The sequence below is a fragment of the Arthrobacter antibioticus genome (genome assembly GCF_030063205.1).
In the GTDB taxonomy this organism is placed as follows: Bacteria; Actinomycetota; Actinomycetes; order Actinomycetales; family Micrococcaceae; genus Specibacter.
Map to the genome: position 1 here is coordinate 394141 of NZ_JASISQ010000001.1, position 15408 is coordinate 409548.

Annotated in this window: 13 protein-coding genes; 4 read left to right on the forward strand and 9 right to left on the reverse strand. The window is 56.7% G+C overall.

From position 1 onward, the window contains the following. Positions 1 to 39: 39 nt before the first annotated feature. The gene (gene hisS, locus QMG40_RS01835; RefSeq protein WP_283527326.1) at positions 40 to 1386 is read right to left on the reverse strand and encodes a histidine--tRNA ligase; all 1347 of its coding nucleotides are present in this window, start codon (positions 1384 to 1386) and stop codon (positions 40 to 42) included. Between the two features lie 235 nt (positions 1387 to 1621). Between hisS and QMG40_RS01840 the strand changes: the two genes are divergently transcribed. The 4 genes from QMG40_RS01840 (at position 1622) to QMG40_RS01855 (ending at position 5973) form a co-directional block, all read left to right on the forward strand. Next, the gene (locus tag QMG40_RS01840) at positions 1622 to 2422 is read left to right on the forward strand and encodes a peptidylprolyl isomerase (protein ID WP_283527329.1); all 801 of its coding nucleotides are present in this window, start codon (positions 1622 to 1624) and stop codon (positions 2420 to 2422) included. Positions 2423 to 2543: 121 nt separating this feature from the next. Then, entirely contained in the window at positions 2544 to 4157 is a 1614-nt protein-coding gene (locus QMG40_RS01845; RefSeq protein WP_283527330.1) for a DUF349 domain-containing protein, read from the forward strand. Positions 4158 to 4251: 94 nt separating this feature from the next. Then, positions 4252 to 4839: a hypothetical protein gene (locus tag QMG40_RS01850; protein ID WP_283527332.1), complete on the forward strand. Its 588-nt coding sequence runs from the start codon at positions 4252 to 4254 to the stop codon at positions 4837 to 4839. A gap of 183 nt (positions 4840 to 5022) precedes the next feature. Next, positions 5023 to 5973, forward strand: coding sequence for a hypothetical protein (locus QMG40_RS01855; protein WP_283527334.1), 951 nt, complete (start codon positions 5023 to 5025; stop codon positions 5971 to 5973). A 3-nt stretch (positions 5974 to 5976) separates the two neighbouring features. On the opposite strand, the gene QMG40_RS01860 is transcribed toward QMG40_RS01855, so the two are convergent. The 8 genes from QMG40_RS01860 to QMG40_RS01895 form a co-directional block, all read right to left on the reverse strand. Beyond that, a complete protein-coding gene (locus QMG40_RS01860; RefSeq protein WP_283527336.1) occupies positions 5977 to 8343 on the reverse strand; it encodes a RelA/SpoT family protein in 2367 nt (788 codons plus the stop codon). Between the two features lie 201 nt (positions 8344 to 8544). Further along, positions 8545 to 9540 carry a protein translocase subunit SecF gene (secF, locus tag QMG40_RS01865; RefSeq protein WP_283527338.1) on the reverse strand — a complete coding sequence of 332 codons (996 nt, stop codon included), beginning with the start codon at positions 9538 to 9540 and terminating at the stop codon, positions 8545 to 8547. After that, positions 9540 to 11309 carry a protein translocase subunit SecD gene (gene secD / locus QMG40_RS01870; RefSeq protein ID WP_283527340.1) on the reverse strand — a complete coding sequence of 590 codons (1770 nt, stop codon included), beginning with the start codon at positions 11307 to 11309 and terminating at the stop codon, positions 9540 to 9542. The genes secF and secD overlap by 1 nt, the downstream gene beginning before the upstream one ends. Before the next feature lie 139 nt (positions 11310 to 11448). Then, a complete protein-coding gene (gene yajC, locus QMG40_RS01875) occupies positions 11449 to 11889 on the reverse strand; it encodes a preprotein translocase subunit YajC (RefSeq protein ID WP_349361583.1) in 441 nt (146 codons plus the stop codon). A gap of 281 nt (positions 11890 to 12170) precedes the next feature. Then, positions 12171 to 13301 (reverse strand): Holliday junction branch migration DNA helicase RuvB, encoded by a 1131-nt coding sequence (gene ruvB, locus QMG40_RS01880; protein ID WP_283527342.1) that lies wholly within the window; start codon positions 13299 to 13301, stop codon positions 12171 to 12173. 3 nt (positions 13302 to 13304) lie between these two features. After that, positions 13305 to 13934 carry a Holliday junction branch migration protein RuvA gene (ruvA, locus tag QMG40_RS01885; RefSeq protein WP_283527345.1) on the reverse strand — a complete coding sequence of 210 codons (630 nt, stop codon included), beginning with the start codon at positions 13932 to 13934 and terminating at the stop codon, positions 13305 to 13307. A gap of 75 nt (positions 13935 to 14009) precedes the next feature. Beyond that, a complete protein-coding gene (gene ruvC, locus QMG40_RS01890; RefSeq protein WP_283527348.1) occupies positions 14010 to 14681 on the reverse strand; it encodes a crossover junction endodeoxyribonuclease RuvC in 672 nt (223 codons plus the stop codon). After that, positions 14644 to 15408 (reverse strand): YebC/PmpR family DNA-binding transcriptional regulator, encoded by a 765-nt coding sequence (locus QMG40_RS01895; RefSeq protein WP_283527349.1) that lies wholly within the window; start codon positions 15406 to 15408, stop codon positions 14644 to 14646. Before QMG40_RS01895 ends, ruvC begins: the two co-directional genes overlap by 38 nt.

Here is a 15408-nt window from a genome sequence, read left to right on the forward strand (position 1 = left end):
CATCATCTCCAACTTCAACGCGATTTCAGGCTCAAAGCGTTAGACCATGACAATGCGAGGCTTGAGGTCATCGACTGGTGGCATCCACGTCGCCGGGTCAGCGGCGAGTTGTTCTCCTGAACGGATGTCCTTGACTTGGTGGGCGCCTGATTCGTCAGTAAACCAAACGAACGGAATCCCGCGCTTATCGGCGTACTTGATCTGCTTGCCAAACTTGTCTGCTTTTGCGGCCACTTCCGTGGAAATGCCGCGGCGACGCAGATTCGCTGCAACGTCTTGGGCTTCACTCCAGCTGTCCTCATCTGCCAGGGTGACAAGCACTGCGGTGGGAACACTGCGTGATGCCTTGGCAAATTCTTGGCTCAAGATCCGGGCCACCAGGCGAGTGACTCCGATCGACAACCCCACGCCAGGGAACTTACGGTTCCCCTTGGAGGCAAGTGCGTCGTAACGCCCACCTGAACAGATCGAGCCAAGCGCCTCGTGGCCCACGAGCACCGTTTCATAAACTGTGCCTGTGTAATAGTCGAGTCCGCGAGCGATCGAGAGGTCGGCCACAACGGAGCCCGGTGCGCTTTTGACAGCGGCAGAGATGACCTGCTCGAGCTCGTCAAGGCCTTCCTCTAGCAATTCATTCGTGACCCCAAGGGCGCGGACTGCAGCAACAAATGAGGTGTCCTCGGTACGAATCGAGGCTAGAGCCAGTGCCTTCGCAGCTTGCTCCTGCGTGGCGCCAAGCTCGGTGATCAGCAACTGGGCGACGGCGCCGGCACCAATTTTTTCCAACTTATCGATGCTGCGCAGCACTCCTGCCGTGTCGGTTAGTCCAATACCGCCATAGAAACCCTCCGCCAACTTGCGGTTATTGATCCTGAGCTTGAAAGCAGGGATGGGCAAAGCAGATAACGCCTCGGCGATCACCAGCGCAAGTTCCACGTCGTAGCGGAAGGGAAGTACGCCGTCGGCCACTACATCAATGTCAGCCTGGGTGAACTCGCGCGCTCGGCCTTCCTGCGGACGCTCACCTCGCCAGACTTTCTGAATCTGGTACCGGCGGAACGGGAAGGACAGGTAGCCGGCATTCTCCACAACGTAACGGGCAAAGGGCACCGTCAGATCAAAGTGCAAAGCCAGTTGGTTCGGGTCTTCTTTGGCAGCAACTGTCGCGTTTCCATCGTCGTCCTGAAGGCGTGATAACCCGTAAACCTCTTTGTCGATCTCGCCTTTGCGGAGCAGATGGCCAACGGTTTCCACGGCTCGTGTCTCTATGGAACTAAACCCGTGCAGCTCGAAAGTCCGGCGCAGTGTGTCAAGCACATGCTGCTCCACCAACCGTTCCTCGGGAAGCCATTCGGGAAAACCAGACAAGGAGGCGTTGCGTGCCATGGGGGTTGGACTCCTAACATGCACCGCATCCGTAGTTCAATCACAGGATGCGGCGGGACGGGTAAACGTAATGGCGCCCAGCTTGCCTTGTCATGCTCGCCTCTATGCGAGAAATACATGGGTAAACTGGCACCGACAGCCATTTTATATTCTTCGGCGGTCCATCCCTAACCTACCCCGCTTGAGTAAGTCCGCGCCGGGTGAACATACCGCTCGATTTGAAGGAGAGGCACAGTTGGCCAACAAAAGTAAGCCAGGCCGTGAAACCAAGGCACGTGTTGCCCGCATGCAAGCCAACCAGGCGATGCACCAGCGAGCAGTGCAGCGACGCAAGCGCGACAATATCATCGCCTTCGTCGCCATGGGTGTGGCTCTAGTGATCGCCATCGTGCTGGCACTGACTGTGTTCATGCCCAAGGACAACGGCGCAGCGGACGGCAGCACGGGGGACAAAGCTGCAACAGAGAATAATGCAACTCCCCCAGCCGGCACTCCTGCCGGGACCAACAGCCCCACCGTCCCCAAGGCAGAAGCGGCCGCTGGCAAAACGTTCACCGGCACGTTGACGCTCAATGGCAAGCCTCTGGGGATCAGCCTCGATGGCACCAAAGCTCCCCAAGCGGCCGCCGTCTTCAAGTCCTTGGCCGACTCAGATTTCATGAATGGTAAGCTCTGCCACCGTTTGGCCGACGCACCCAACTTTGGCGTCCTGCAGTGCGGCTCGCTAAAAGGCAATGGAGAGGGTGATCCCGGGTACCAATGGGGTCCGGTAGAAAATACCCCGGCAGATGGCACCTACCCAGCCGGAACCATTGCTGTGGCGCGCGCAGGAACTACTTATTCAAACGGCACACAGTTTTTCATCACCTTCAAAGACACCATCCTCCCCCAGGAAGACGGCGGCTACACCATTGTTGGCAAGGTCACTAGCGGTCTTGACGTTGTAACTGCAATAGCCAAGACCGGGATTGAGGGCGACAGCACTGACGGTGCGCCCAAGACCAAGGTGACGATAGACTCGTTCAAGCTCAACTAATTTTCACCAGGCCATCCCTTGGTCCTGCACGCTTGTGCTCACCGAGGGAAAAGTTTCATTGAGGTCCCGGCCGTGCCCATGCACCATCTGCCAGTTTCCAACAAGCGAAAGATTTTTAGCGGTGACACACAGTCAAGAATCCGACGAAACACTTGCCTCGGCCACAGGGCATGACTCCACAACAGAGCCTGGTTTACCTGCTCAGGAAGACCCGTCTGCGGCTCCTGTCCAGGAGGCCGTGCCTGCGAAAGGTGCTGAGCCTGCAGAATCCTCAGTAGCAGCTGACTCCGCTGCCACAGACTCTCCTGCCACAGATTCCCCGACCACTGATTCCCCTGCGCCGGCAAAACCGGCTGCACCAGCAAAACCGCGGGTACCGGCGCCGTCACCTTCCCCGGCAGCTTTTGCCGCCCGGCCCAAGGTGGCTGCCACAGCTCAAGCACCTGCACCGGGTGCTCCTGCCGCCGCCGTGCCCGTAGTGGACCTCGTTGAGGCCGCCAAATTTGGTCGGGCGGAGGAAGACGGACACGTTTTTCTGCTCCTCGATGGCGAAGAATTTCCCGTGGGACAATATCCAGGCGCCAGCAAAGATGAGGCGTTGGCCTACTTTGCCCGCAAATTTGATGACATTCTTGCCCAGATAACTTTGCTGGAACAGCGTGTTGAGGCCAAAGCAGCCACAACGGATATGCACAAGACAGTAGGACACCTGCGCGAGCAACTCGGGGAACGCACTGCCGTGGGAGACGTCAACGCCGCTTTGACCCGACTTGTCACTCTCGAGGCCAGCATCAAAGCCCTTGCCGGTGCCGAACGCGCCACTCACGACGCAGCCCGCGCAGTAGAACTGGCTGCCCGCGAAGCAATCGTCGCCGAAGCCGAAGGCATTGCTGGCGAAGACCCTGCGGCCATTCAGTGGAAGGTCAGCAGCGCCCGTATGAACGAGCTCTTTGAGTCCTGGAAGCAGGCTCAAAAGTCAGGCATGCGACTTGGCCGAGCAACAGAAGAGGGATTGTGGAAGCGATTCCGTAGCGCCCGAACAGTGTTTGATCGTCATCGTCGTGCTTACTTCTCGCAGCTGGATAACAACAATGCTGCAGCAAAGACTGCCAAGGAAGCCTTGATCGAAGCTGCCGAGCAGCTATCCTCATCGACCGATTGGGGCTTCGCCGCTGGCGAGTACCGTCGCCTAATGGACCAGTGGAAGAGTTCCCCTCGCGCCAGCCGCAAAGATGACGACGCCCTGTGGGCCCGTTTCCGCGGGGCCCAAGACAAGTTCTTTGCCGCTCGACAGGGCGCCAATAACGCTCTCGATGAAGAATTCGGCGCCAACCTTGTTGTCAAGGAAGCGTTGATCCTCGAAGCACAAGCACTGCTTCCCATCAAGGATCTCAATACCGCCAAGAAGTCACTGCAGAACATCCGCGACCGCTGGGAAGTCGCCGGTAAAGTTCCACGCGATGACATGCAGCGTGTTGAGGCGGGAATGCGCAAGGTCGAGGATGCTGTTCGGGCTGCCGATGAAGACAACTGGCGCCGCAGTGATCCGGAAGCGAAAGCCCGCACCAGCAGCGCCTTGAGTCAACTTGAAGCGACCATTGCAGGCTTGCGCGAAGATCTCGAGAAAGCCCAGAAGGCCGGGGACGCCAGGAAGGTCGCTAAAGCAACTGAGGCACTCGAGGCCCGTGAACTGTGGCTGGAGCAAATTCAGAAGGCAGCAGCAGACTTCTCATAGAGGTTTAACTGTTTCATCAGGCCCCTGCGCCGGGTTGTCCACAACCCGGCCCAGGGGCCTTTTCCTTCTCGCAGCCGAGGTGCAGTGTGGACTCATGAACGAAACCCCAAACGCTGCCAGCGCATTGCTTGTGCCAGGTGTCCCTTTCATACTTGCTGAACTCCATGCAATGAAACTTGACGGCGTTCTCGTTCAAGTCACAGGTCACGCTTTTCGCAGATCCGACACGGAAGAAACACCGGGGCTGCGGGCCCAAGCCCTGGCGCACCATGTCCCGGCAGCTCTGTCATACCGGGCCGCCCTAGGACAACTCTCCGCCGCCTGGGTTTACGGCTGTGCCCCCGCGCCACAGGTCATATCGCTTCTGCTGGACAATGACGGCAATAGCGCCTCGCTCCCGCTGTTCAGCGGGTGCAACCTCCGCCAAGTGTATTTAGATAGGTTTGATGTGCTCAGAATGGGAGGGGTGCTTATAACAAGCCCGCTGCGTACGGCTCTAGATGTGGCACGGAGCGCTCCCGCGCCTCTGGCTAGAGCCGTCTTAGCAGCCATCAGTTGCCACCCGGCAATGCACTGCCCACTGGGCAGGATCCGTCAAGGGCTGGCAGAGGCAAGGCACGTGCCGGGGAAATGCCGCGGCGAGGCGCTGCTGGCGAGTATGATCGAGGACCAGTCCCCATGATTCCACCGACAGCAAGAACACCCCGACGAAGGTACAGACACCATCGACACCACAGGCACAATAGACACCACAGACCTGGCTACTTTGTTTGGCTTCTTCTTCGTGTTGCTCCTGGCCGGGGCAACCGCCCTGCCGTGGGGGCTTCGAAGCTATCGCGGCCAATGGCGGCCGTGGAATAGGTTGATGGCGTACCCGGGTCCTGCCATGACGTATATGGGGGTGGGACTGCTGTTTTTTGCGGCAACCTGCCTGGTGAGTCTGATCGCCGATGGCTTCGATGCGCAGCCAACTCCCGAAGGAACTTGGTGGCAGTTGCTGCTCACGGCCCTGGCCGGGACCGGAGTCATTGTCTTTGTCGTGGGCCTCATTTTCAGCTACTGGTGGATGCCCGCTGCCCTGCGCCCCCGCTGGATCCGCCAGGTTGAGGGCATCTCACCCATCATCAACGACGACGGTAGCCCGGCACAGCTGCCAGCCTGGACGGCAGCGCGGCGTGGTCACTCACTAGCCTGCTCGGAGGGTCCGTTACTAGATGCGGAAGCCGCCGACCTGATGTGGCGCAACTACACGGTGCGGGCCCCCATGGGAAAACCAGATGGCCCTTCCAAGACCCTGTTACAGTTCTCACTCGTTGCCTCCAACGGCCGGGCAACCCCGGCCGCACTTTTGCTCACGCAACCGTTGCGCACGCCGTTGGCCGTGGTGCAGGTAGTGGAAACCCGCCCGTCGCCGGAAGATACCCGTAGGGACATGATTGCTTATCTGGGCAAAGGGGGGCACGCGTGCCTCGCATGGCAGGAAACGCACTGGCCGCTGGCGCCGGGTAACGCGGACAACCGGAAACTTTCGGCCAAGTTAGCATTGACAGTCGGGCCCGGGGCCCGAAGGAAGGTCGATTCCCCTTACCGCCTGGATGCGCTGCCCAACACCGCCGTCGCCGAGGCGATAGCGCACTTCATCGTTGAGCACCGCGCACCGGGGCACTCGATGGCAGGTGGCGACGGGCGGTGGTGCCGCCATCGAGCTGTTGGAATTTTCAACGGGCCAGCTTCGGGACATGTGGGGCATGCCAGTGGACGGGGCAGCCCTTCCCGGCATGCTTGCCAGAATGGGCCTACCCGCGTCGGTAGATGATGGCTAGGCGCGTCTGTGTGAACCCGTTGATCTGTAGACGTCAAAAACCCCGTCGATGCGGCGCACAGAGTTCAGCACGTGGTCAAGATACTTTGGGTCACCCATTTCAAAAGCAAACTTGGACAAGGCCACCCGGTCACGCGAGGTATTCATGCTGGCCGCTAGAATATTGACGTGACTTTCAGCAAGAACTCGTGTCACATCCGAAAGTAAATTCTTCCGATCAAAAGCCTCTACCTGAATCTCTACAAGGAAGACGCCCGACTGGGTAGGCGCCCAATTAACGTCTATGAGTTTGTCAGGCTCTTTTTTCAGGTTCAGCAGGTTAGGGCAATCCTGGCGATGCACGGAAATTCCCGAGCCCTTGGTGACGTAACCGGAAATGGGGTCAGGCGGTACCGGGGTACAGCATCTGGCAAGTTTAACCAGCATGTCATCGATGCCATCAACAATGACACCGGAATCTGACACCCGTGAACGGGCTGCCGGTACACGGGTCTCAAGAGGCGCCGGCACCTCTTCGATATCCTCATTGACCCCTAGGAGGTCACGAAGGCGTTCAACCACTGACTGGGCGGAGGAGTGCCCATCCCCTACTCCGGCATAGAGTCCAGCAATATCGGTGTAGTGGAAGTGCTCCGTGACAGCCATCAAAGCATCATGGGTCATCATTTTTTGCAGCGGAAGGTTTTGCTTGCGCATTGCCTTAGTCAGGAGATCCTTGCCCTTTTCGATGGACTCATCACGGCGTTCCTTCGTGAACCACTGCCGGATCTTATTGCGGGCACGTGCACTCTTAACAAACTTCTGCCAGTCCTGGCTGGGCCCGGCACCTTCCGCTTTATTCGTGAAGATCTCAACCGTGTCACCGTGCGCCAACTCACTGTTCAGAGGCACCAATTTACCGTTGACTCGTGCACCGATAGTTCTATTACCCACCTCCGTGTGCACGGAATAAGCGAAGTCTACCGGGGTTGAACCCTCAGGAAGGGCTATAACTTGTCCCTTGGGAGTGTAGACGTACACTTCCTTGGTGTTCATTTCATAACGCAGCGACTCTAGAAACTCATTGGGGTCACTGGTCTCCTGCTGCCAGTCGACAAGGGTGCGCAACCAATTCATGTCCTCCTGGACACTTACTGGGGCCTTGTTTCCGGTCTTATACTTCCAGTGAGCTGCAACACCGTACTCTGCACGCTGATGCATTTCAAGGGTACGAATTTGAATCTCAACTAATTTGCCACCTGGGCCAACAACCGTTGTGTGCAGTGACTGGTACATATTGAACTTAGGCAACGCAATATAGTCTTTGAACCGTCCAACCAAGGGACTCCACAACGCGTGAATTTGTCCCAGCGCAGCATAGCAATCGCCCACGGAGTCAACTAGTATGCGGACACCTATGAGGTCATTGATGTCATCAAAGTCTTTGTTTCGAACCACCATTTTTTGGTAGATCGAATAGTAATGCTTGGGCCGGCCCGTGACATCCGCTTTGAGTTTTGAGACACGCAACATTTCAACGATCTCACGCCGAATAATGCTCAGTTGCTTCTCACGTTCGGGTGAACGGACTTGAACCATCCTGACAATTTCTTCATACACTTTGGGATAAAGTGCTGCGAAGGAAAGCTCTTCAAGCTCCCACTTCATGGCGTTCATACCTAATCGATGGGCCAAAGGCGCGAAGATATCTAGGGTTTCACGGGCCTTCTTGCCTGAGGATGCTGCCGAAACAAACCGCCAAGTACGAGCGTTGTGCAGCCTGTCGGCAAGTTTAATGACCAACACACGAATGTCCTTGGCCATGGCAATGACCATTTTTCGCACTGTTTCGGCCTGTGCAGCGTCGCCAAACTCGACCTTGTCCAGCTTAGTTACACCATCAACAAGCATCGTGATCTCGGGCCCGAAATCGCGTTCCAATTCAACTAGCGTGTACGAGGTATCTTCCACGGTATCGTGCAGCAGTGCCGCGGCTAGAGTGCTCCCGGTCATCCCCATTTCGGCGAGGATGGTGGCCACGGCCACAGGGTGGGTGATGTAGGGGTCCCCACTCTTGCGCTTCTGGCCCTCATGGTATTGCTCAGCAACAGTGAAAGCTCGCTGGATCAGGTCAAAGTCTTCTTTGGGATTCCTGGCACGCACTATGCGAAGTAACGGTTCCAGAATAGGGGAATAGCTCTCGTTCGACCATCCTGTAAGCCGGGCAAGGCGAGACCTTGTCCGTTCACGACGTCCTGGGAACGTGGGCTTGGGTTCAGCGGCCAGCGGACGCTCTGGAGCGCCCGATGCACTCTTCCTGCTGCTATCAGTCAAAATCTCATGCGAGGGCGATTCTTCGTTCAACGCATTACCTCCCTCACGCATTTGCTCACCATGCGCCCCCAACTCCGGGGCATTAATCCAGTCTAAGGTGCTTGGCAAGTGGAATTGACCAAAGTAGGAGGCGCCGGATGCTGAGCATCCGACGCCTCCTGGTTTCGAACTTCGGGTTTCACCCCTGCAGTTTGGTTCGCAGACTCATCCGGTGGAAGGTTCAGTGACCTGCGCCCAACGGGTGTCTATGTGCTAGAGCGCGACGGCCGTTTCAGTTGCCTCTCGCTGCTGAACCTTTTTAGCTTGTTTGACCAGCTCGGGCTCATGCTCACGCAGCCATGAGTACATAGGGGCTGCTACGAAAATGGTGGAGAAAGTGCTGACGATAATGCCAATAAACAGCGCCAGGGACAAGTCCCGCAAGGTTCCGGCACCGAGTAGGAGGGCACCAATGAACAAAATGGAGCCCACCGGAAGCACAGCAACCATCATCGTATTAATGGAGCGGACAAGAGTCTGGTTGACAGCCAGATTCACCTCCTGGGCGAACGTTCGCCGAGTAGATTTGGTGATGTCCACAGTGTTCTCTCGGATCTTATCGAACACCACCACTGTGTCATAGAGGGAGTAGCTCAAAATCGTTAGGAATCCAATAATGGCCGACGGCGTGACCTCAAAGTTGGAGGCACCGTAGACTCCCGCCGTCACCACCATGACCACGAGCAAACCAACAATGGCAGCAATGGACATGCGCCAGGTCCTGAAATACAACGCCATCAAGACAGTGGCAAGCAGCACGAACACAAAGAATCCGATGATGGCCTGACGCGAAACGTCTTGTCCCCAAGTGGGGCCCACAAAGGTTGACGTGATGTGGTCCTCGGTAACCCCGTAGGCAGCCTTCAACGCATCCTTGACCTTCAACGTCGCATCATCGCTGAGCCTGTCCGTCTGAACCTGCATGGTGTCACTTGCAATGTTTGTGACAACGGCAACAGTTCCGGGTTCAGCTTTAGCAACCGCCTCTTCACCAATAAGCACATCAGTATGGGCCACTTGGGAAATAGTGAACTGTGAACCACCTCGGAACTCAATTCCGAAGTTGTACCCTCCCCCAAACAGCGGGAAGAGGATTGAAAGCAGTACCGCGATGCCGGCAATACCAAACCAAATTTTACGTTTTCCAACGAACTCGTAGGACCGTTCTCCGGTGTACAGTTCGTTGCCGAAAGTGGCGAAACTCTTCATTACTTCTTCTCCTCGGAGTCGTCACGTGACTCGGACTTTGCAGTCCCTGCGCCTCTACTGCCGACCAATTGAGTTTCCTTGGCAGCTAGGCGACGCTCGGCAATGGTTTGTCGGCGTTCAGCTTCACCGGCAGCGCGGGCGTTCTTGCCCTTGTGAACCTCTTGGCTCTCTTCGGGGGTACGGAAACGGCCGGCACCGCGGTACAGCGGCACAGCACCCAACTGGACGGGGTCAAGACCCGAGAAGGCGTGCCCCTCACCAAAGAACTTGGTGCGTGCAAGTAACTGCAAAGCCGGGTGAGTGAACATGAAGACAACAATGAGGTCGGCAACTGCAGTCAAACCGAGCGTGAAGGCGAAACCCTTAACGCTGCCAACAGAGACAAAGTACAAGACCAAGGAAGCCAAAATGTTCACTGCCTTGGATGCCAGAATTGTCCGCTTGGCTCGCGCCCAACCGTTTTCAACGGCGGCAACCAAGCCTCGTCCATCGCGTAGTTCATCCCTGACCCGTTCAAAGTAAACGATGAATGAATCAGCTGTTTGGCCGATGGCCACGATAATGCCCGCCACACCGGCCAATGAAAGCCGGTAGTTCTCAGCCCAACCCAACAAGATGATGGCCAGGTAGGTGATTAGACCCGCAATAACCAGGGAAAGAATGGTCACAAAGCCCAAGGCGCGGTACTGGAACAGCGAGTAAATAACAACCAGGCCAAGACCAATCAAGCCTGCCAACATGCCCATTTCAAGCTGCTGCAGTCCCAGTGTTGCGGAGATCTGTATTTCGCTTTGGATTTCGAAGCTGATCGGCAGCGAACCAAACTTCAGTTTATCTGAGAGTGACTTTGCGCTGTCTTCCGTGAACTGGCCTGTGATCGAAGACTGCCCGTCAGTGATGACAGCCATAGAGGACGGCGCCGAAATAACACTGTCGTCAAGAACAATGGCGAAACGGGCCTGCGGATCATTGGGGTTTGCCTGGTACTTGGCATTCAAGCGCTGGGTAACGTCTTTGAAAGCCTTCGCACCGTCAGGCTTCTGCAATGTCAGCTGCACAGACCACTCATTGGTTGTGGCGCCTTGGGCACCAGCCTGAAGACCATAGGAAGCAGTTTTGATCCACTTTCCGGGGACCTCAACAGGGCCCAGGATGTATTTGACACCGGAATCGGGCTCACAGCTCACAAGAGGCTTATCCGGATCGGATGTGGTGGGCCGTTCAGTCAGCGGAGGGATACAGCTGGTGGCTTCAAACTTTTTCATCAACGCGGCATCAACCCAGTCAGTGTCGCTGGAATTCACCGGAGCCGCCGTGGGAACAGGAAGCTTGTCTTCTGGGGTTCGCTCAGCCTCTGGAACAGCTCCGCTGGGAGCCTGCGTTGCCGCAATGACCGGGCGGAAGTTCATGTTGGCGGATGCCTTGATGAGTTCGCGTTCCTGGTCCGTGGGCTTGCCCGGCAGGCTCACAACAACGTTGCGTCCACCCTCGGTTGAAATCTCTGCTTCTGAGACACCTGAACCGTCAACACGCTGACGGATGATGGACACGGCCTGATCCAACTGCTCGGAGGTGATGTTACCGGCACCTTCAACCTTGGGCGCCAGAATCATCTGGGTACCACCCTCGAGATCAAGCCCAAGTTTTGGTGCCCACGTGGCTGCGCCGGCTAGAACGCCGCCGCCTACTGCCAGGGTGCATGCGATGATGATCGCCGCAAGCCACAGAAGAGTTCTGCGAGCTGTTGACGTGGGACCAGTTCGTGCCATCAAGGGATCCTTCTATTGGTCAAGCTATTGGTCAAGCTATTAGTCAAAGAGTGCGGCAACGCTCCGCGCAGTTATGAACATGACAATGCTGCTGTGCCCAGAAACTTCACAGGCCCAGCAGCTGCCAACCCGGATATGGTTAGTTGTCTTTGTTGTTTTCGTTCTTCAGGCGTTCGATCGAGTCCTCTGCGGACTCTCCTGACTCTGACGCCTTGTCCAGGTTTAGTGTCAGTGAAGATGCATCATCAGGGACAATGGTTTCTTCATCCGCGGCAGTGATGATCTTGGCAACAGTCTGACGGTGCACAGTTGCTGTGGTGCCGGGGGAGATTTCCAACAGAATTTTGTTTTCTTCCTCATCAATGGCAAGAACCTTGCCGAAGAGGCCAAAGTTAGTCATCATCTCAACGCCGGGCGCCAGCTTGGAACGCTGCTCCTGCGCTGCTGCTTTGGTCTTTTTTTGTTTGCGGACCATCATGAAGATGAGCAGGCCAAACATGGCGAACAAAAGAAGGTTCATGGGGCTCAGGAAACCCGCCTGCGGGGCGGGGTCGTTGGCCAATATACTGCTAAAAGACACAGCTGGGATTCCATTCGTCTAAGTAAGTGGTGGAGGCCCGGCACGGAGCGAACGTGCCCGACGTCATAACAGTCTAGGGGGTAAAGCTGAACTTCGAGTCAGAATCTGCACTCAAATGCACACATCGTTGTAAAAGATTCCCCAAACACAGCTGCTTGTCGTGTGCTGTTCTCTCTTGAGAACTAAATTTTTTCACGCCCTTACCTCTGCACTATCTGTGTGTCCGTCCGAGCCCGCTGGACAGAGCTGAACGTCCACGCACGCATCGAGCGTTGCGCTGACTAAGTCTCCAGCTGTTCCTCCTCGTAGGGGAGCATGGCTGCTGCTACGGCGTTTCCGGGCATCTTTAGCCCAAGGTGCTCCCACGCGGCTGGAAGGGCAATGCGTCCCCGCGGAGTCCGGCCCAACAATCCCTCGCGTACCAGGAACGGCTCGGCAACCGTTTCAACAGTTTCAGGTTCCTCCCCGACCGCAATGGCAAGTGTGGAGAGTCCCACAGGTCCGCCATTGAATTTCTTCACCAACGCCTCCAGCACCGATCTATCCAAACGGTCGAGGCCTTTTACATCAACCTCATACATGTCAAGGGCCGCCGATGCTGTGCGTGCATCAATCGTTTCAACCCCGTGCACCAGCGCCCAATCACGTACTCGGCGCAGGAGCCGGTTTGCGATGCGAGGAGTTCCCCGGGACCGGCCAGCAATCTCCGAAAAACCAGCACTAGTTAGTTTTAGATCCATCATGCCGGCAGAACGGCGCAGGACAAGCTCCAGCTCAGCCACCGAATAGAATTCCAGATGCCCGGTAAACCCAAAACGGTCACGCAGCGGCCCGGGCAACAAGCCTGCGCGCGTTGTGGCACCCACGAGGGTAAACGATGGCAATTCCAGCGGAATAGCTGTGGCCCCGGCTCCTTTTCCCACAATGATGTCAACCCGGAAGTCCTCCATGGCCATATAAAGCATTTCCTCAGCCGGGCGGGACATCCGGTGGATCTCATCGAGGAAGAGTACCTCGCCTTCAGACAACGAAGACAAAATGGCGGCAAGGTCACCAGCATGCTGGATGGCCGGTCCGGAACTGATTCGAAGGGGTGCGTTCATTTCCGCAGCCACAATCATGGCCAGAGTAGTTTTGCCCAACCCTGGGGGGCCGGACATCAACACGTGGTCGGCGCTACGGCCCCGGATCTTTGATGCTGCCAACACTAGCGCAAGCTGCTTACGCACCCGCTCCTGGCCAACAAAGTCATCAAGATTTTTGGGCCGCAGCGCTGCTTCGAGTTCGCGTTCTGCCGGTTCCACAAGAGGCGCGGCCAGTTCGCGTGCGGCACTTGGTCCGGCGGGGGCGCCGCCGTTACCGATGCTGATCTGCCCAGGCAGCAACGGTGTTGGTTCTTCTACACCAGCCATCGTCTACCGCGCACCGTTCTTCGCCCTGGTGTTATCTTGGCCCAGCCAACGTAGTGTGGCACGCAAAACAGCGGGCACGTTGGCGCCCTCGGCCAGCTCAGGTTCTGCCGCCAGAGCGGCGTCAATAGCCTTCAAAGCATCCTTCTCATTCCAGCCAAGACTTGTCATGGCTGCTACGACCTGGTCTTTCCACTCAAGCGCGGCCGCAGGCGCCGAAGCAATCGGGGCACCTGTGGGTTTGAGTTTTCCTTTGAGCTCAAGGACTATCCGGCCAGCAACCTTGGGCCCCACACCCGGAACCTTTGTAAACACTTTGCCGTCTCCTGTGTCCACGCCGATTCTGATGCTCTCAGGCTCCAGCACCGACAAAATAGCCAATGCCAACCGGGGACCAATTCCGCTCACTGAGAGCAGCACCTCAAACACTTCACGCTCTTGTTCATCCGCGAACCCATACAGGGTCATTGAATCTTCACGAATAATCATGGCAGTGGTGAGGCGCACCTCATCCCCCAGCCGCAAGCCGCCGAGAGTCTTTGGTGTTGCGTGCACCAGCATGCCCACCCCGTTGACATCAATGACGGCCTGAGCCAAGGAAAGTGCGGCCACAGGCCCACGGACAAAACTGATCATTAGAACTTCTCCTGACAAAACCAAACTGACTGGTGGCTACACACTAACAAGCATATAGAACATACGTACTAACACCTAGTGCCAGGTGGAGCCCGGTTTTTCCTTGTTTTTCTTAACTCTTGCCTTACTTTCAGCCTCACGCCAAAGCTGTTGCGCCGCCGTCGAACTTTGGGAGTTTGTAGAAAAAGAGCCACCGCTGCGCCAGGCATGGGCAATAGCAAGGGCCAGCGCATCGGCTGCGTCGGCGGGGCGGGGCGGCTCATCCAGCCTTAACAACCGGGTAACCATAGCCGTGACGTGTTCCTTATCGGCCCGCCCATTGCCGGTGACAGCCGCCTTGACCTCGGAGGGAGTGTGCATGGCCACGGGAATCCCACGGCGCGCGGCGGCCACCATCACCACCCCTGACACTTGGGCCACGCCCATCACCGTACTGAGGTTGGTTTGGGCAAACACACGCTCTATCGCCAAAACATCAGGCTTAAACGCGTCCAGCCACTGATCAACCGCATCCGCGATCACCAGTAGCCGGGCGTCAAGGGAAAGCTCATGTGAACTCCCCACCACCCCAACCCCCACCAAGGTGGCCGTGCGGTTGGGGGCCACGTCAACCACGCCGAGCCCACACCGGGTTAGACCCGGGTCAACACCTAAAACACGCAGTTTTGGGTCCTTTTCCTTTTTATCTTCTACGAGATTCTGAAACTTCTTAGTCTTCTTTGTCTTCTTCCAGAGCGGCCAGGACATCGGCGCTCATGTCTGCATTTGAGTAGATATTTTGGACGTCATCCAGGTCTTCCAGCGCGTCGTAGAGTTTCATAAATTTGCGCGCGTTCTCCACATCAAGTTCCACCTGCATGGAGGGAACGAAACCCGCTTCGTCACTTTCGTATTCGATGCCAGCGGCTGTTAGAGCTTCACGGACGGATGGCAGATCCTGCGGATCGGAGATAACTTCAAAGCTCTCCCCATGATCCTTGACCTCTTCTGCGCCTGCATCCAGCACGGCCATGAGCAAGTCATCTTCGGTCAGGTCATTCTTCTGCAAACCAACAATGCCCTTGCGAGTAAACATGTAGGCAACGGATCCGGGGTCACCCATGTTGCCTCCGTTGCGGCCCACCGCGAGGCGGACCTCGGAAGCTGCACGATTCTTATTATCGGTGAGACATTCAATCAGGATGGCCGAACCTTGCGGACCGTAACCTTCATACATGATGGTCTGGTAGTCAACTGCGTCACCGAGCTGGCCGGAACCGCGTTTGATGGCGCGTTCGATGTTATCTGCCGGAACTGACGTCTTTTTGGCTTTCGTGACGGCGAGTTCAAGGGCAGGGTTGCCCACCAAGTCAGCTCCACCACCACGTGCAGCAACTTCAATGGTCTTGATGAGCTTGGCAAACGACTTTGCTCGGCGGCTATCAAGAATGGCCTTTTTGTGCTTGGTCGTTGCCCATTTGGAGTGGCCTGACAT